The organism is Pseudomonas sp. P116 (genome assembly GCF_020149425.1).
GTDB lineage: Bacteria > Pseudomonadota > Gammaproteobacteria > Pseudomonadales > Pseudomonadaceae > Aquipseudomonas > Aquipseudomonas anatoliensis.
Window position 1 is genome coordinate 68,435 of the sequence record NZ_JACVHB010000007.1, and the last position, 17,308, is coordinate 85,742.

General features: G+C 58.6%; 14 protein-coding genes and 1 tRNA gene. 6 read left to right on the forward strand and 9 right to left on the reverse strand.

The window, feature by feature from the left end:
* Nucleotides 1-68: 68 nt before the first annotated feature.
* The 4 genes from ICA15_RS22275 to rfaH are packed head-to-tail and all read right to left on the reverse strand — an operon-like array spanning nucleotide 69 to nucleotide 4,666.
* Nucleotides 69-2,384: a GumC family protein gene (locus ICA15_RS22275; RefSeq protein WP_210554648.1), complete on the reverse strand. Its 2,316-nt coding sequence runs from the start codon at nucleotides 2,382-2,384 to the stop codon at nucleotides 69-71.
* Between the two features lie 2 nt (nucleotides 2,385-2,386).
* Nucleotides 2,387-2,920: a polysaccharide biosynthesis/export family protein gene (locus ICA15_RS22280; protein WP_150603213.1), complete on the reverse strand. Its 534-nt coding sequence runs from the start codon at nucleotides 2,918-2,920 to the stop codon at nucleotides 2,387-2,389.
* 12 nt (nucleotides 2,921-2,932) lie between these two features.
* On the reverse strand, nucleotides 2,933-4,093 hold the full coding sequence (locus ICA15_RS22285) for an outer membrane beta-barrel protein (RefSeq protein ID WP_150615789.1): 1,161 nt from the start codon (nucleotides 4,091-4,093) through the stop codon (nucleotides 2,933-2,935).
* A gap of 54 nt (nucleotides 4,094-4,147) precedes the next feature.
* Nucleotides 4,148-4,666 carry a transcription/translation regulatory transformer protein RfaH gene (gene rfaH / locus ICA15_RS22290; RefSeq protein ID WP_150591668.1) on the reverse strand — a complete coding sequence of 173 codons (519 nt, stop codon included), beginning with the start codon at nucleotides 4,664-4,666 and terminating at the stop codon, nucleotides 4,148-4,150.
* Nucleotides 4,667-5,426: 760 nt separating this feature from the next.
* Between rfaH and ICA15_RS22295 the strand changes: the two genes are divergently transcribed.
* Entirely contained in the window at nucleotides 5,427-6,401 is a 975-nt protein-coding gene (locus tag ICA15_RS22295; RefSeq protein ID WP_210554649.1) for an NAD-dependent epimerase/dehydratase family protein, read from the forward strand.
* Between the two features lie 22 nt (nucleotides 6,402-6,423).
* Here the strand turns inward: ICA15_RS22295 and ICA15_RS22300 are convergent, their stop codons facing one another.
* Nucleotides 6,424-7,383 carry an EamA family transporter gene (locus ICA15_RS22300; RefSeq protein WP_210554650.1) on the reverse strand — a complete coding sequence of 320 codons (960 nt, stop codon included), beginning with the start codon at nucleotides 7,381-7,383 and terminating at the stop codon, nucleotides 6,424-6,426.
* A 361-nt stretch (nucleotides 7,384-7,744) separates the two neighbouring features.
* Here ICA15_RS22300 and ICA15_RS22305 point away from each other — a divergent pair, with 361 nt between their 5' ends.
* Nucleotides 7,745-8,941 (forward strand): MFS transporter, encoded by a 1,197-nt coding sequence (locus ICA15_RS22305; protein WP_210554651.1) that lies wholly within the window; start codon nucleotides 7,745-7,747, stop codon nucleotides 8,939-8,941.
* A 66-nt stretch (nucleotides 8,942-9,007) separates the two neighbouring features.
* On the opposite strand, the gene ICA15_RS22310 is transcribed toward ICA15_RS22305, so the two are convergent.
* Nucleotides 9,008-9,901, reverse strand: a complete 894-nt coding sequence (locus ICA15_RS22310) for a LysR family transcriptional regulator (RefSeq protein WP_210554652.1) — start codon at nucleotides 9,899-9,901, stop codon at nucleotides 9,008-9,010.
* Nucleotides 9,902-9,995: 94 nt separating this feature from the next.
* Between ICA15_RS22310 and ICA15_RS22315 the strand changes: the two genes are divergently transcribed.
* The gene (locus ICA15_RS22315; RefSeq protein ID WP_210554653.1) at nucleotides 9,996-11,162 is read left to right on the forward strand and encodes an MFS transporter; all 1,167 of its coding nucleotides are present in this window, start codon (nucleotides 9,996-9,998) and stop codon (nucleotides 11,160-11,162) included.
* 646 nt (nucleotides 11,163-11,808) lie between these two features.
* Here the strand turns inward: ICA15_RS22315 and ICA15_RS22320 are convergent.
* Nucleotides 11,809-12,438 (reverse strand): hydrolase, encoded by a 630-nt coding sequence (locus ICA15_RS22320; protein WP_210554654.1) that lies wholly within the window; start codon nucleotides 12,436-12,438, stop codon nucleotides 11,809-11,811.
* A 213-nt stretch (nucleotides 12,439-12,651) separates the two neighbouring features.
* Between ICA15_RS22320 and ICA15_RS22325 the strand changes: the two genes are divergently transcribed.
* Nucleotides 12,652-13,569, forward strand: coding sequence for a LysR family transcriptional regulator (locus tag ICA15_RS22325; protein ID WP_210554655.1), 918 nt, complete (start codon nucleotides 12,652-12,654; stop codon nucleotides 13,567-13,569).
* 79 nt (nucleotides 13,570-13,648) lie between these two features.
* Here ICA15_RS22325 and ICA15_RS22330 read toward each other — a convergent pair whose 3' ends face one another.
* On the reverse strand, nucleotides 13,649-14,617 hold the full coding sequence (locus ICA15_RS22330) for an AraC family transcriptional regulator (RefSeq protein WP_210554656.1): 969 nt from the start codon (nucleotides 14,615-14,617) through the stop codon (nucleotides 13,649-13,651).
* A gap of 101 nt (nucleotides 14,618-14,718) precedes the next feature.
* Between ICA15_RS22330 and ICA15_RS22335 the strand changes: the two genes are divergently transcribed.
* Nucleotides 14,719-15,966: an MFS transporter gene (locus tag ICA15_RS22335; protein WP_210554657.1), complete on the forward strand. Its 1,248-nt coding sequence runs from the start codon at nucleotides 14,719-14,721 to the stop codon at nucleotides 15,964-15,966.
* 446 nt (nucleotides 15,967-16,412) lie between these two features.
* Here the strand turns inward: ICA15_RS22335 and ICA15_RS22340 are convergent.
* A tRNA-Ser gene (locus tag ICA15_RS22340) sits at nucleotides 16,413-16,500 on the reverse strand.
* A gap of 122 nt (nucleotides 16,501-16,622) precedes the next feature.
* On the opposite strand from ICA15_RS22340, the gene ICA15_RS22345 reads away from it, so the two are divergent.
* Nucleotides 16,623-17,294 carry a Bax inhibitor-1/YccA family protein gene (locus tag ICA15_RS22345; protein WP_007915443.1) on the forward strand — a complete coding sequence of 224 codons (672 nt, stop codon included), beginning with the start codon at nucleotides 16,623-16,625 and terminating at the stop codon, nucleotides 17,292-17,294.
* The last annotated feature ends 14 nt before the right edge of the window (nucleotides 17,295-17,308 follow it).

Here is a 17,308-nt window from a genome sequence, read left to right on the forward strand (position 1 = left end):
AACGAACGGGCCCCTGAGGCGAGGGCGCTAGCGCTCTCGCCACCAAGGCTGTGTTAAAAATTCAAGTGTTAGCGGGGGGCGAAGTCGTAGTCGTAGAAGGAGCGCGAATGGCTGTGGCCGTATTTTCGCGCCTTGCGCAAATCGACCTGGTTGAGCACCACGCCGAACACCGGCGCCTGGCTTTGCTGAAGTACCGCGAGGCCTTTTTGCACCTGCGCGACCGGTGTGCTTTCGGCTTTCACCACGTAGATGACGGCGTCCGAATGCTTGGCCAGCAACAGGGCGTCACTGACCATTTCCGCCGGTGGCGAATCGATGATGATGTGTTGATACCGGCCCTTTAGCGCCTCCAACATGCGCCCCAGGCGCGGCGAACTGAGCAGATCCTGCGCCGGCGGCCGGTGAGTGGATCCATATTGCGCACGGGCCGAAGGCAGGCGCGGGGCGTCGAACGGGTCAAGCGGGGAGAGCGTCAGGCTGCCGGCCGGCAACATGTCGAGATTGCCCACGGTACGGATGCAGTCTTCGAGTTTGGCGGTGCCTGCGATCACATTCGCAAGGCCGGGGTTTTCCGGTGGGAAATCGAAGTTCAGCGACAGTGTCGGTTGACGCATGTCGGCGTCGATCAACAGCACCCGCTCAAGCGACGTCAGCGAGCAGGCGAGGTTGTTGGCGATGGTGCTTTTGCCTTCACCGGCCACCGACGACGTGACCAAAACCACCTGCGCCGGCGCCTCGGTGTTTTGCAGCATGAGCCAGGTGCGCAGGTTGCGGATGGTTTCGCAGAATCGCGGGTTGTCGTTGTCTTCGAACAAGCGCGCCAGTTGCCGACGGCTTTTCTTCATCACCAACGGCACCACGCTGAGCAGCGGCACGCCGAGGGTGCTTTCGATGGTTTCATCGCTCTTGAAGGTGTTGCTCAGGGTTTCCAGCAAAAAGGCCAGCGCAATGCCAATGACGGCGGCGACCAGCGCGACAATCGCGATGATCAGGGATTTGCGCGGTTTGCTCGCTTCGGTCGGCGCAATCGCGGCATCGACGATCCGCGCCTTGGCCGAATCCATATCGGAGGTGGCGGCGGTTTCTTTCAGGCGGGTGACGAACGTTTCGTAAAGCGCCCGGGTGCTGTCGACTTCACGCTGGTATTCGCGCAGCTGGAATTCCTTGCGCGAGATGTCCTGGATCTGCGCCTTGTTGGTGTTGAAGGATTGGCGCAACGCGCTTTCGCTGGCGACCGCGAGCTGATACTGGCGCTCAATGCCGGCGACCACTTGCTGCACCTGCAGACGCAGGCTGCTGGCGGCGGTGCGCAATTCGGTCTGGGCCGACACCAGCGACGGGTGTTTCGGCCCGTAGCGTCCGGACAGCTCCTCGACCTTGGCTTGCGCCTTGGCCAGATCCGCCTGGAATTGCTGGATCAAAGGGTTGCTCAGCACCGCCGGCACACTCGAGAGTCGGCTGATATCGCCGTTGCTCAACGACTGCGCCTGACGGAACTGACTCTCGGCCTCGGCACGATTGCGCCGCGCGTCGATCATCCGATTGCCGGTCATTTGCAACTCGTTGGCGCTGATGGTCGCGACGCCGTCGACATCCACCAGACCTTGTTCCTCGCGATAACCCTGCAGTTTGTTTTCAGCGGCGCGCAGGTTATTGCGCAGCTCTACCAGGCGGGTGTTCATCCAACTGGTGTTGTTTTGCGAAGACTTGAGGCTGGTGTCCTGCTGGCTGTCGATAAAGCCCTGAGCCAGTGCATTGGCGGTGGCGGCCGCGAGCGCTGCGTCAGGCAGCTCGACTTCAATTTCGATCAACTGGCTCTTGCCGACGAATTTGACGCTGGTGTGCAGCATCAGGTTTTGCGTGACCTCGTTGAACACGTCCTCTTCGGTCGGCGCTGGCTTGGGCGCCGGCAGGTATTCCAGCCAGGGCAGCCATTCTCCGCGATTGAGCTCGGCCAGCCATTGGCGCGGCGCGAACCATGATTTGGGCTGCTGACGAGGGTCTGTGATCGGGTTGGTAGTCAGCCCAAGCTTCCTCACCGCACGTTCGGCAAGATCGCGCGATTGCAGCAACGCCTGTTGCGTCTGCAAATAATCAGTGGTGGTCGAACCACCGGTATCGGCGTTCTGCTGAAAACTCATCACCGGTGGCGTTTTGTCCTTGATCAGCAAGGTGGTGCTGCCGACGTATTGCGGCGTGACCATGGACAATACGGCCGCTGCCAGCGCGCAACTGAGCAACACCAGCAAGGCGATGTTCCACTTGGCCGCCCAGACGGTTCGCCAGAGCTGAAGCAGGTCCAGGGTGTCCGACTCTTCGTTGTGCGACGCACGCAAGTGCGCCTGGAGGGGACGTTCGACGTAGGTGCTAGGGCTGTTGTCCATGATTAGAAAAAGCCTTGTGCAATGGAAATGGTGTCACCCGGGCTGATGACCGTAGTGCGGCTGATGTCGTCGATTACGGGCGGGCCACCCACGCCGCGCAGGATGGTCACGCGCTTCATAGAAGCGCGTTCGGTCAGGCCACCGCCCAAGGCAATGGCCTTCTCAAGCGTGAGTCCGGGCTGAAACGGATAGCTGCCGGGCTTCTGCACTTCGCCATTGATGTAGAACGGTCGGTATTCGATCTGGCTGAGGCTGACCTTGGGATCGACCAGATAGCCTTGCTTCAAGCCCTCGACGATTTTCTGCTCCACCTGATTGGGCGTCAGGCCCCGGGCGACGACTTCGCCCAGGAACGGATACGAGAACGTTCCGGCATCGTTGAGGCGGATCTTCTTGAAACTCAGCTCCGGTTCGCCGAACACGGTGATGCGCAAGACATCGCCAGCCGCGAGTTTGTAGTCGGTAAGGGTTTCGGCGGCGTGGACTGCGGGAGTCAGCCACACCAGCAACAACAGGAAAACGATGCGCACATTCATGGGCCTGGCCTCTTAGAGACTGACGTCGAAACTGATCTGGAAGACGTTGCGGGTGAAGCTCTCGTTGTCGGCGTCCGAGTCGTTATCGCGAAAGCGATAACCGAGTTCGATATCCAGCCAGCGGCGCATCTTGTAGATCACCGCCAGGTTGTAGTCCTGAAGGTTGTCGCTGCGCGACTGACCCTCGTAGTCGTAGCGGCCCATGCCGGCCTGCGCCACGGTGGTGATGCGTTCCGTCCAGCCGTGGCGCCAGCCGACCTGGGTGAAGGTCGACTTCACGGCGTCAGCGCCGTCGTCACCTTCAGCCATGGCCTGGCGGGCAAGGAAGGTGAAGGTTGAATAGGTGCGCGGTTTCCATTGCAGATCCACTTGCCAGGTGGGATTGCTCAGGTCGCTGGCGCCGCTTTCGTCGAAATTCTTGCGTTCATAACCGAGCTTGAGCTTGCCGGTGGTACGGGCGCTCATGTCCCACTCGGCTCCGCCCAGCAACGCATTGGAACGGCTGCTGCGGGTGCTGCCCGATTGCAGATAATCGAACCGGGTGTGGTCGTATTCGAGCAGGCCGCGGGTGTTGCTGCCGAGGCGGTGATACCAGATGCTGGAAAAGCCGCTGGTGTTGCGCTCTTTGTCGTCGTTGATGCCGTCGGCATTGTCGTAGCGCAGTTGCGCATAACTGGCGCCGAGGTCGATTTGATTGGCGGCAGTTTTCGCGCCGAAGGTGTACACGCCGTTGACTCGGGTACTTTCGATCTTGTCGTTGATGCCGTCGACAGCTGTTGAGGTCGTGCGCTCGTACTTGCGCGCTTCAGCTTCGAGTTTCAGCCGATGGCGATCAGTGAACTCCATGATGCTGTCGGCGCGCAGGCGCTGGGCGGTGTTCGAGGCATCGTCATCCTGGTGATAGATGTAGCGCGTGGGCTCCCAGATCAGCCGCGTCGCACTGTTGCGATCCTCGGCCTTGAGCTCGAAGTAGGGCGCCAGCCGAGTGACCATCGTCGATTGAACATTGTGTTCAAGCTCACGAAAGTTATCGTCGTAGCTTTCCGACAAGCCGAACTTCGGGATGAAGTCGAAGCCGTAGACATTGATCGCTTGTGGCTCCAGGCACCAGGCCACTTCGGGGTACAGAAAGGCCAAGAGCAGGGCAGCGGGGCAGCGGGAATTCAGGGCCATGGTTCTTGGTCCGCAAAGTGGGTATCGGCGTATGGCTGAGGGGGATTGCGGGCGTTACTGTCGTTGTCGCTCAAGCAAGCTCAGCGGTACGCGGACAGGCTGTTGCCGGTTAAGAAACTGCAACAGAATCATCACGCGTTCAGCGCCCAGCGATGACAGGTAGACACCTTCAAGCGGCTCCAGCGAACCTTGAACGATGTGCAAGATTTCACCGGGTTCGAGCGCGTTGGGAGTGGGGGATTCAAGCGACGTTGCACTGCGCTCGCGCAGGTGTTCGATCACCTGATCGTGGACGATGGCGGGCACATGATTGAATTCGACGATGCGGCTGACGCCACGGGTGGAGCGGATCGGGCCCCAGTTGTCATCAGCGCTGAGCTGAATGAACAGGTAACCCGGGAACAACGATTCGATAACGTTGTGCCGTTTGCCCCGCACGATGCGACTACTCATCAGCTCAGGCCGAAAGGTGGCGTAACCCTGTTGAAGCAGATTGAATTGCGCCCGCTCATCCTGGCGAGGTTTGCACTGCAATAAATACCAGTTAGAACCGCTGCGGCGACTCGTTAGCATGCTGGAATACTCCATACATAGCGAAAGTGTAAGCATGCCGAACGCACGCACTTCAGTGCGTATTCATGCTTGCTGGTAGCTAGTAGGCTGATCAAGGCCAAGATGGCGAAGCCAGATGCGTTACATGTTTTTATTGGCAGGGTAAGTGTTTCAGAAATGAATCACTCGGGTCGTGCTCTAGTTGTGGATCGGGCTGTCTTTGGTGCAAAACGCGGTAATTTTCGTTTGGGCAAAGCTACCGCACGGTTTGCACATGCAACCTTTTTGAAATGTTTTTTAGATAGTCGCCTGGCAACTAACGGTGGAGACCTGCAAGGTTCCGGCGTAGGCAAGTCAGGCAGGGAATAGTTATCGGCCAGTCGTGATCGGCTGTCAAATACTAACAGTCAAAAAAAGCGCCATTTATCCATCGGTATTTTTCGTTTTGTTCAAGTCTATGTTTTGTATGTGATTTTATATTTTCAGAAATGTGCAAAACTTTTTCGATTATGCGCGGTCGCGTTCGATTGCAGGGGTTTGTCAAGTCGGTTTAGTTACTAACAATGCTTTCCCCGTTAGTGGGTGAAATAACCCAATTGTAGCTTTTCTGTGGTTTGCATGAAGTTTTGAAGCCTCGCTATCAACTCTGCTATAACCTCACAACTTCCAGTAGTTGTCACTTGCTGTCCGGTTGCATGGATTAGTGGCGTCAAAGAATCGCCATTGTTTGTTTTGATCGCTGAGTCGCTCACAAACCAAGTATTAAAGGGGAAGCATTGCCATGACTATTCTCGTGACCGGTGCTGCCGGGTTTATTGGCTACCACACTGTTAAGCGTTTGATTGAAGGGGGGATTGAAGTTGTCGGGATCGATAACCTCGATGCCTACTATGACGTCACGCTCAAACAGGCGCGACTCGCCGCATTGCAATCTTTGCCAGGCTTTGAATTTCACGAAATGGACATCGTCGACAAACCTGCGCTGATGGCTTTGTTCGAACAGCATCGGTTTGAATACGTCGTTCACTTGGCAGCGCAGGCTGGTGTCAGGTATTCGCTGGATCAACCGGACGTCTACGGGCAATCGAATCTGGTGGGTTTTCTGAATGTGCTTGAAGCCTGTCGGCAGTTTCCTCCAGAGCATCTTATCTACGCGTCAAGCAGTTCGGTGTACGGCGCCAATCACAAGATGCCGTTCCACGAAGACGACCCGGTCGAGCAGCCGGTCTCACTCTATGCCGCGACCAAACGCGCCAATGAATTGCTGGCTTACAGCTATTGCCATCTCTATGGCTTGCGCGCCACCGGGCTGCGTTTTTTCACGGTATACGGACCGTGGGGGCGGCCCGACATGGCGCTGTTCAAGTTTACCCAGGCGATGATCGAGGGGCGCCCCATTGATATCTACAACGAAGGGCAGATGGCACGGGATTTCACCTATATCGATGACATCGTCGAGTCGATCCAGCGCTTGTTGAGCAAGCCCCCTGAGGGCACGCAAGGGCGCGGCGCCAATCGGTTGTTCAATATCGGCCGCGGCAGTCCGGTCGCGCTGCTGGCGTTTGTCGAGTGTCTGGAGCAGGCGCTGGGCATCGAGGCCCAGCGCAATTATCTGCCGCTGCAAGAAGGTGATGTGGTCAAGACCTGGGCTGATGTTTCGGCGCTTGGCGCGTGTATCGACTTCAGCCCCCAAGTGTCGGTTGATGTCGGAGTGGCGGCTTTTGTGCAGTGGTATCGGACTTATTATCGGGTTTGAGCGAGGTAGAGCGAGCCAGTGATCACACCACAGCTTTGGCTTCAGCCTTGATAACCGATCTGCGATACGTCAGCAATACGATGCCGGTGACCACAATCACCCCGCCGAAAACCTGCCCGGTACTGAGCATTTGATCCAGGACAATCCAGCCCATCAACAAAGTCGCCAACGGCTCGATGTTCATGACCGGCGCATTGCGTGGCATGTCCAGCCGAGGCACCGAAATGAACAGCACGATAAAACCGGTGCCGTATAACACCACAAGCGTGGCGAGAGCCAGCCATCCGGTGGAGGTCGCGGGCAGGTTCAGTCCGCTTGGGAAGGCGCCGGTCAGTCCCGCCAGATTAATGCTGCTGAAGACGATAAAAATGGTCAACAGACTGCGCGCCGAGCCACGTACCTGAGACAACTTGTGGTCGGTGATCCATAGCGCGCAGGCGAACACGCTGGCGGCGCAGAACGCGAGCGCGACGCCCAGCCCCCATTCCGGGCCAACGCTGGCCGTCGACGAAAGACGTCCGGGCACGTCCAGCACAAACACCAGCCCCACCAGAATCAAACCCATCAGCGCAGCAGTGCGTGCGGTCGGCCTCGGGCCGCCCATCGCCCAGGTGAGCAACGCCAGCAGGATGGGAAACACGTTGGCCACCAACAGAGCCAGCGCTACCGGAACTCGAGCGACGGCTGAATACAAACACAGGCTTTGCGCGGTAATCAGCAGCCCCAGCAGTAATTGCCAGCGCCAGGCACCTGCGGGCAAGCGCAGACTTTGTCGTTGCCACAGCACCAGAATGGCGAGCACCAGTAAAGTCCCTCCCGAACGCAGCAAAATCGCCAGCAACACCCCCGCGCCATCATCAAAAGCGACCCGCGCCGCCACATGGTTGCCGGCGAACGCACAGCCCATGCACAGAAGAATGATTACGGCGAGATGGCGGGGAAAGGGCGTCGGTGCAGTGTGTGCAAGGTCAGGGCGGGGCATGGCAGATCTCGAACAGTGCTCGGCCATTCGGGATGGCCAGCGGTTTTTATTATGTTGTCGTACAACTGGGGCGTTTTGTACCGCAATTGGATAGGTCGGGCAAGGCGTGCGGCGTCGGAGCCACTTTTCTACTAGGGCTTATACCGGTGGAGTGGCGCAAATGCTGGTGGAAGATCACTGCAGCACATCACCCTGCATCCTCACAGGAATAGGCAAGCATTCAAGAGGAATGCACTAGGGCCCGAGCCGATTGACCGGGAGAATGTGTCGATCTGTTACAGGGGAGTGCTCGTGCGCTCGACAAACCGCTTGAACCCCTGCGCATCACATCAACACGCTGCTTGCACCACAGGTAATTCCCATGACTTTCCCTTCTACAGAAAAACGCGGCTGGAGCGCTGTGCTGGCCATGTCGTTGGCCGCATTCGCCTTGGTCTCTTCAGAATTCATGCCCGTTAGTCTGCTGACGCCTATTGCGGCAGACCTGCACATCACTGAAGGCCAGGCAGGGCAGGGTATTTCCGTGTCCGGTGCCTTTGCGTTGATCACCAGCCTGGTGATTGCATCGATCGCCGCGCGCGTCGAACGCAAGAAGTTGCTGCTGTGCCTCACCTTGCTGATGATCGTGTCCGGCACGATCGTCGCGCTCGCGCCGGGCTACCCGTCATTCATGGCTGGGCGTGCCTTGATCGGCATCGCCATCGGCGGCTTCTGGTCATTGTCGGCGGCAACCGCAATGCGTCTGGTGCCGGCAAATCAAGTCTCCCGAGCGATGGCCATCGTCAACGGCGGTAATGCTCTTGCGACGGTAATCGCCGCCCCGGCGGGTGCCTTCCTGGGTTCGCTGATAGGCTGGCGCGGCGCATTTTTCTGTGTTGTTCCTGTCGCAGCACTGGCGGCCGTGTGGCTGATGATCAGTCTTCCGTCCTTCAAGACCGAGCGCCCAACAGGCAGCGGCAACGCCCTGCAGCTGATGAAGCAGTTGCCGGTTGCAGTGGGAATGGTCGCCGTCAGTGTATTTTTCATGGGGCAGTTCATGCTGTTCACTTACCTGCGCCCGTTTCTTGAGGGGGTGACCGGTGTCAGCGTCTCGACATTGTCTTTCATGCTGCTGGGGTTGGGACTTTCAGGTTTGATCGGAACCTTTCTGATCGAGAAATTCATCCGCAATAGCCTCTACCGCACGCTGACGGTTATCCCTCTGATCATGGCTGCCATCGCGCTGGCTTTAGTGAACTTCGGCGCATCGCCGTGGCTGACCGCGGTATTGCTCGGTCTATGGGGGCTGGTCGCTACGGCCGCTCCCGTTGGATGGTGGACATGGCTGGCGCAAACGCTTCCCGATGATGCGGAAGCTGGAGGCGGCATGCTGGTAGCCATTGTCCAATTGGCTATCGCAGGCGGGGCAATCGTTGGCGGGTTGGCGTTTGATCTGAGCGGATATAAAGCCACGTTCGAGCTCAGTGCAGCCGTGTTGGTTACCGCGTCTGCGCTTGCCTGGCTGGCGGGGCGCAGTGCGACTGAGGTTGATGTTGCCGAGTCGAACGTGACGGCCTGACATTGGCTAGTCCCGCGACGCTATCGACCGCGGCGCGGGTATCTCGGCAGTCGTGAACGTAAGTGCCTACATCCGGTGATGTTCCAGCAAGAAGTCCACGAACAATCGCACCCGCGCCGGCATTGCCGCCCCACCGACGAACACCGCATGAATCGGTTCCTGGTCCCCGGGGTTCCATGCTTTCAACAGCGCAATCAGGTCGCCGCGCTGTAAATCTTCGGTCACGCTGAACTCGCCGATACGTGCAATGCCGGCACCGACCCGCGCGAGTTGTGCCAGTGCTTCACCACTGCTGCATTCGATGTTGCCACTGACCTTCAAAGCAAACTCTTCACCATCGCGGATGAACGGCCAGTTGGGTTCGGCTCGCCTGAAGTTAAAGCGCAGGCAATTGTGCTGTAGCAGGTCTTCCGGTTCCTGGGGGGTGCCATGGCGCTGCAAATACTCGGGCGATGCCACCACCACCTGGCCGGTGTTGCCGATCCTGCGCGCGGTCAGCGGGCTGTCGGGCAGATGACCAAAGCGGATCGCGACGTCGGCCTGCCCGCCGAGAATGTCGACCACTTCGTCGCCGAGCGTGAGGTCGACGACGATGTTGGGGTAACGGGCGCTGAATGCTGCGACCATGGGAACGATGGCGAGCCGCCCATGACCAAGGGCGGCACTGACCCGCAATCGCCCTCTGGGTACGCCTTGGTCGGCGATGGCTTCTTCGACCTCGTCCATGTCGGCCAGGATGCGCCGGGCGCCGCGCAGGAACGCTTCGCCCTCGGCAGTGAAGGTGATCGCTCGCGTGGTGCGCAACAGCAGGCGAGTGCCAAGACGTTGCTCGGTGCGCGCGATGATCCGACTGACTGCCGAGGGCGTCAGGCCCAGTGCACGCGCGGCGGCCGACAGGCTGCCTTCCTGCGCCACGGTGGTGAACACGCTCATCTCACCTGACCTGCCGTTGAAATCCACTTGTGCCTCCTACGCAAAGGTGATTGCCAAAAATGCTATCTACCGCCTGAAAAGACGGGATCGTAGCATTAGCGGCATAGATAAGGAGCTTTCCATGCGTATCAATCCACCACTCGTCGCGCTCGCCATCGGTGCCTTTGGCATCGGCGTAACAGAATTCGCCCCCATGGGCATGTTGCCGGGAATCGCTGCGGATCTGGGCGTTTCCATTCCCGCCGCCGGTTTGCTGGTCAGTGCTTATGCGCTGGGCGTACTGATCGGCGCACCGCTGATGACCCTGACCACCGGCAGGATTCCCCGGCGCTATCTGCTGATCGGGCTCATGGCGATTTTCACCCTGGGTAATCTGATGTCAGCCCTGGCCACCGATTACTACAGTCTCATGGTCGCCAGGGTGGTGACCTCACTGAACCATGGTGCATTTTTTGGCGTTGGCTCCATCGTCGCTGCCAGCGTGGTTGCCCCGGAAAAACGTGCCGGGGCAGTAGCGGCGATGTTCATGGGCCTGACTCTGGCAACTATCGGCGGTGTGCCGCTGGCCGCCTGGTTTGGCGAACTGTTCGGTTGGCGCACTGCTTTCTGGGGCATTACCGGGTTGGGTGTGTTGACCATGGCCGCGTTGTGGTTCGCACTTCCTAACCTGAAGGGGCCGCAAAGCCTCGGTGTAATGGCGGAGATTCGGGTATTGGGGCGCGGCCCGGTGCTGGGCGCGCTGGCCCTGACCGTAGTCGGCTCGAGTGCCATGTTCACAGTTTTCACCTACATCGCGCCGATCCTCAGCAGCGAGACCCATGCATCCACCGCCTTCATCACCGCCATGCTGGTGTTATTCGGTGTCGGGCTGACGCTGGGCAACATGTGGGGCGGCAAGGCTGCTGACCGCTCAATAGATCGCACGCTGATCATCTCGCTGAGCGTGCTTATCATCGTCTTGTTGGCGTTCACCGTACTGATGCGTTGGCCACTGCCGGCTGCCGTAGCCATCCTGATTTGGGGTATCGCCAGCTTTGCCTTGGTCCCGCCGCTACAGATGCGTGTCATGGAAGCCGCGAAGGACGCACCCAATCTGGCCTCGGCGGTGAACATCGGAGCTTTTAACTTCGGCAACGCGATAGGCGCAGTGCTGGGCGGAGCGGTGATCAATGCAGGTCTGGGTTATCCGGCGATTTCCTTGGCCGGAGCGGCAATGGCGGGCCTGGGGCTACTGATGGTGCTAGCTTTTGTCTGGCGCTCAAGAACGATTGAAGCAGCAGTGGTGTGACGAAGAGGAGGGGAGTGATTCGTTACCTTCGATGAGTGGCGGGACGGGTGGGGTTGCGGAAATGGCCGAAAAGATGCGGAACGACCTATAAAGAGAAAAGCCAAATTCCTGAAAGCCAGAAACGACAAAGCCCTGAATAGTCAGGGCTTTGTCGGTACAAATATGGCGGAGGCGACGGGATTCGAACTCATGGACCTGTTACCGTCGACGGTTTTCAAGTCCGAAGATTAATCCTTATATTTCAATATCTTAACTTGTATTCGTTTCCGCTAGGCAGTATTCATTAGTGCTCTGAAATCACGGGGTGGATACTTATTTGCGGAAACGAAGTTGGCCGGTTGTTTGGCGTTCTGGGTAGGCTCATAATCGCCCTAAACTCCATAGCTGCAATCGAGAGACTGCGCTTGATGGGAAGCGACGTTCATCTGAAGTGAGATTTTTGCAGCCAACCTGGTCAGTCGTGACAGGCAGGACACGGGCAAGAGCGGCCGGTCATCTAGTCTCTGGCCAGTGGCTATCTTGACCGCTCCAACTCCTTAGGCTTCAAACCGCCAAAGGAGAAACTCGCATGTCTTGCTGCAATGAAGGTGACGGCCGCGTTGACTATCACCTTCATTCGTTAGCGAGCCTGGGGGAACTCCTCTTTTTAGTCGATCTTTTTTTCGGCGTTGAAGCCGTCGAAGTTTTCGAACACGCCCATGAAGCCCGGAATACTCGCCTCACGCGCCCAGTCGCGCTGTAGTTCGCAGTACATCTGCACGCGACTGATCAGTTTGGCACCCGCCTGCTCCATACGGCGCAATGCTGCATCGTGCGCGGCAAGGGAGGTTCCGCCGACCGCATCGACCGGTATATAGACCTCAAAACCTTCTTGGATCGCGTCGAGTACCGGGAAGGTCAGACAGGCTTCGGTCCACAACGCTGTCATGATCAGTTTGCGGCGCCCGAAGGCTTTAACCGCCTGCTTGAATTCGCTGTCTTCCCAGCTATTAATTGAGGTGCGATCGTAGGTAGGTAAGTGGCCGAGCACGTCTTGCAGTTGCTGAATAGGTGGCCTGTTGCGACCGGTGCCGACGTTGACGGTCGAGTGGATGATGGGCAGATTGAAGTTAACCGCCGCCTTGGCGACGCTTGTGATGTTGAACACTAGTTCCTCGCGCGGCATAGAGCGGATCGAGGACACCTGAACCGGTTGGTAGTCGATGATGATAAAAACCGAGTTATCGGGCGTCAGAAGTTGGTCGGTCTGGGGGTTACGAATTGTTTCGCTCGTCATTGCTTGATCCTCGTTATGGACGTGATCCACGCATGCAGTTGGGCTGGATGTCGCACGTGCTCAGCGACGATTACGGACCTGGTACTGCAGCGAATAGGGGTGGAGCTATGCGTCAGCGGCGACGTTGCCTGTGAACGTCATATTGCTGTTCCCTTAATCGCGCCGGTAGTAGCATTGCTCGACTAGCTGTGTCGCAATAAGAGGAACGCCACGTTGGATATCGAAGATCTGCTGACATTTGTCGAAGTTGCCGATGCCGGAGGCGTTTCGTCTGCTGCGCTTCGGCTTGGAGTAGCCAAGTCGATCGTCAGTCGCAGGCTCGCGCGTCTAGAGAAGGAGCTGGGCGTGCAGCTGCTGACACGCTCCACCCGTGGCGCGCCGGTGACAGAAGCCGGCGCTACATTCCGCGACCATGCTGCCAAGGCGTGTGCCGAGATTGATTTAGCGCGGGAAGCAATTCTACCCACGGGCCCCCTCCGTGGTCGTCTGCGTGTGGCCGCACCGCTGTCTTTCGGACCGACGCATTTTGCACCGGTGGTAGCAGAGATGGCGCGCCGACACCCAGAGCTGAACATCCAGACCTGCTATAGCGATCGCTTTGTAGATCTAATTGCCGAGGGATACGACTGCGGCATACGGGTCGGCTACCTTCATGACTCCAACCTCATCGGCAGACGCGTCGGCCCGATCGGAGTCCGGCTGGTCGCGAGCCCAGGCTATATCAAGACTCATGGCTCACCGCAGCGGCCAGAGGAACTGACCTACCATAAGGCCCTGATGCAGGGCACCGAGGCCTGGCAATTTATGGATGGCGGGAAGGTTATTTCTGTTCGCCCTCAGGGTCGATTCAAGGCAGACAACGGCGTAGCACTTGTTGCCGCAGCCGTAGCAGGCCTGGGCGTTGCTTACCTGCCCGATTGCCTCACCCATGACAGCCTCGCCTCAGAGGCACTGGTGCCGATCATGACGAGTTATCCGCCACCGCCCGCGGGAGCGTATTTAGTTCGCCCTCCAGGTCAGCATCCTGCGCGGAAGATCAGAGTCCTCACCGAACTCCTGATTGAGTACTTCGGAAAGTCTCCACACTTTGCAGGGGCCGCTTCCACCGTCTCACCCGAGTCGGCCCCATGAACGCTTCTGGCCGAAAGCTGCCTGACGCATAGACAGTGCAAAGCCGCCCTATGGCTCCCTCGACGATTCCTGCTCGGCGTCAGGAAACGGCGGACCGCCTCGACTGTCGACTTAATCCAGGCGTCTTGCCCGTAATGCGCTTGAATGCGCGACTGAAAGCGGCCTGAGATGTATAGCCCAAGCGCAGCGCCACCTCTTCAATTGGCAGCCTTTCTAGCGTCAGCCACTGGCTTGCAAGCCGCATTCGCAACTCAGTGACGTAGCGTAACGGGGTCATGCCAATAGTCACTTGGAAACGGTCCGCAAAGACTGAGCGCGAGGTATTGCATTGCTCCGCCAGCTGCGCAACGGTCCAGTTGCGTCCCGGTTGTTGGTGGAGCGCAAGAAGCGCATTTGCCAAGCGTGGATCGCGCAATGCGGCGACCAGGCCTGAGGCATTACCGCAGGCGCACTCCACCCAGCCGCGAACGACCATGGCGGCCACCACGTCGGCCAGTCGCGCGAGGATGCCGGCGAAGCCGATACGTGCGGCACTGACCTCGCGCTCCATGGTGGTCAGGATCGGCACCAGTCCGGGGTAACGCTGGCCGCCGGCATCAATCAGCATCAGGCCGGGCATCAGACTGCCCAGGCCATGGATACTGCCCAACTCAAACTCCATGCAGCTACTGAATAAAATGGTGGTCGGCGTGGAGTTGGCATCGGTTCCGGCATCCACCGCGCTGACGGTTTCACCGAGGGGCGCGCCGTCTAAACGGTCGATGTCCTGAACAGGCACTTCCGCATGGGAAAGCAGTTGATGGGCCGCACCATGGGAGATGAGTACGGCGTTGCCGGCAGACAGCGCATACGTTGTCCCGTCCTCCATCCGTAGCATCGCATTGCCGACCGCCAGGAAGTGGAACCAGGCATGCCCAGGTTTGGCAGCGAAGCCCAGGCCGAAGGCTGGACCGGCTTGGATACGTCGGTGCTCGACGCCACGCAGGCGCATGCCGCGCAACAGCTCGTTGATGAGTTCCGAGGAGAGAGCAAACTGATCTGTAGGCATCGTTAGGTGTTTCAGTCAAAAAATCGAGGTTTTTGATCATAGATCATCCAGATTCTCGCGCCTAGACTGCGGGTCGCAATGAAGATTGGGAGATCCGTGCAATGACTGAACTGGTGTGTAGTGCTGTACCCGACAGCCGTGCCGGCGTCGGGCAGGATGTAGAACCTGCAACCCCCGCGTGGATGGCCGTATTCTCGTTGGCAATGGGCGTGTTTGGCTTGCTGACCGCTGAGTACCTTCCGGCCAGCCTGTTAACACCGATGGCTACCGATTTGGGTGTGTCCGAAGCGCTAGCTGGCCAGGCGGTAACGGTGACCGCAGTGGTGGCCCTGTTCGCCGGCCTGTTGGTGCCAGGCCTGACTCGCAGTATCGATCGCCGTTGGGTGCTGCTGGGGTTTTCCACGCTGATGATCGCATCCAATCTGTTGGTCGCTATTTCGTCCAGTTTCGCGGTGCTGCTGTTGATGCGTATCTTGCTGGGTATCGCCCTTGGCGGGTTCTGGAGCATGGCGGCGGCGGTGGCGATGCGATTAGTACCTGCTGCTTTGTTGCCGCGAGCGCTCTCGATCATTTTCAGCGGCATTGCTATCGGGACGGTGGTTGCGGTCCCGCTGGGCAGTTTTCTGGGAGGGCTATATGGCTGGCGCAGCGCGTTCTTTGCAGCGGCGGCGGTGGGGGGCGTGACCCTGGCTTTCCAGTCGTTTACTCTGCCGCGCCTTGCGCCGCGCCGGCCTGCACGCCTGCGTACGGTGTTTGAGGTGTTGCTGCGCCCGGGCATCGCCATGGGGATGTTCGGTTGCGTGCTGGTGCACAGCGGCCACTTTGCGATGTTCACTTATATTCGGCCATTCCTCGAAGGTACGACCAGCATTGGCCCGCAAGGGCTGTCGCTGATGCTTCTGGGGTTTGGTGTGGCGAACTTTGTCGGCACGCTGGTGGCTGGATGGCTGCTTCCCCGTCACCCGTTGGCCACCCTGGTGTTGATGCCGGTGCTGGTGGGCGTTGCGGCACTGGCGTTGGTTCTTTTGCCGGCCTCGGTGCCGGGTCAGGCCATTTTGCTGGCGGTCTGGGGCTTGGCCTTTGGTGGTGTGCCAGTGGCATGGTCGAACTGGGTCGCCAGCGCCGTACCTGATCAGGCGGAAAGCGCCGGGGGCATGGTAGTGGCGTCTGTGCAGTCGGCCATCGCAACAGGCGCAGCCGCTGGCGGTGCGATGTTCAGCTTCGGTGGTAGCGCAGGCGTATTTGTAGCGGCGGCCGTGTTGATGCTGCTGGCCGCGTTGCTGATTGCGTTGCGTGTCCGGGTTCCTTCCCATGGCGGTGCCCAGGCCAGGCCGGCGCTGCACCTTTGATCCGACTCCCCGGGCGCCCCGATTCTGCCTGTAACCCGGACATAAAATAAGAACAATACGACGTCTCACCAACGACGCCTGAAATCTTTTCGCGCCGCAGGTATAGGCAATGCGCTCGGGTGGTTCGACTGGACGTTGTACGCAACCTTTTCGATGTACCTGGCAGGCAATCTGTTCGACAAGGCCTGTCAATGTATCCGCGCTGATCAAACATTCGACTTGGCCAAGACATCCTGTAGTGAAGAACGGCAGAGAATGGCCGAAAGCTGTCCGTTGAAGACAGCCACATCCTCAGGTGTGTCGAGGTCGAACCAGTGCTGTCGGAAGGGAAGGGTTGCGCAAATGCCCGAAAAGATGCGGAAACGACCTATATAGAGAGAAGCCAAATTCCTGAACGCCAGAAACGACAAAGCCCTGAATAATCAGGGCTTTGTCGGTACCAAATATGGCGGAGGCGATGGGATTCGAACTCATGGACCTGTTACAGTCGACGGTTTTCAAGACCGTTGCCTTAAACCACTCGGCCACACCTCCGTTGCGTTGCGGGCGCCATAATACCTGAATGAAACACACTGTCAAACTCTCTGCATGGCTTGTTACAGAGCGTCTGTTATGATCTTTGCGACTGAACGTTTCAAACCAACAGGAGTGTCGCCATGCGCGAACAGGATTACGCAGTTAATAACAGCGTGCAGGCTGAGCAGCTAGAGGTTAGCCGCGTCCTGCGCAACACTTATGGTCTACTCGCTCTCACCCTCGCATTCAGCGGCGTGATGGCGTTCGTGGCCCAGCAGATGCGTGTTGGCTACCCGAACATTTTCGTGGTGCTGATCGGCTTCTACGGGCTTTTCTTCCTTACCAACAAACTCCGTGATTCCGCGTGGGGCCTGGTGTCCGCCTTTGCGTTGACCGGTTTCATGGGTTTCCTGCTCGGCCCGATCCTCAATCGTTACCTGGGCATGCAGGGCGGCGCTGAAGTGGTCAGCTCCGCGTTCGCGATGACGGCACTGGTGTTCGGCGGTCTGTCGGCTTACGTGCTGATCACCCGCAAGGACATGAGCTTCCTGGGTGGTTTCATCACCGCCGGTTTCTTCGTCCTGCTGGGTGCAACGCTGGCGAGCTTCTTCTTCCAGGTCAGCGGTCTGCAACTGGCGATCAGCGCAGGTTTCGTGCTGTTTTCGTCGGTCTGCATCCTGTTCCAGACCAGCGCCATCATTCACGGCGGCGAGCGTAACTACATCATGGCGACCATCAGCCTGTATGTATCGATCTACAACCTGTTCATCAGCTTGTTGCAGATCTTCGGCATCATGAGCCGCGACGACTGATCGCAGTCCATGAA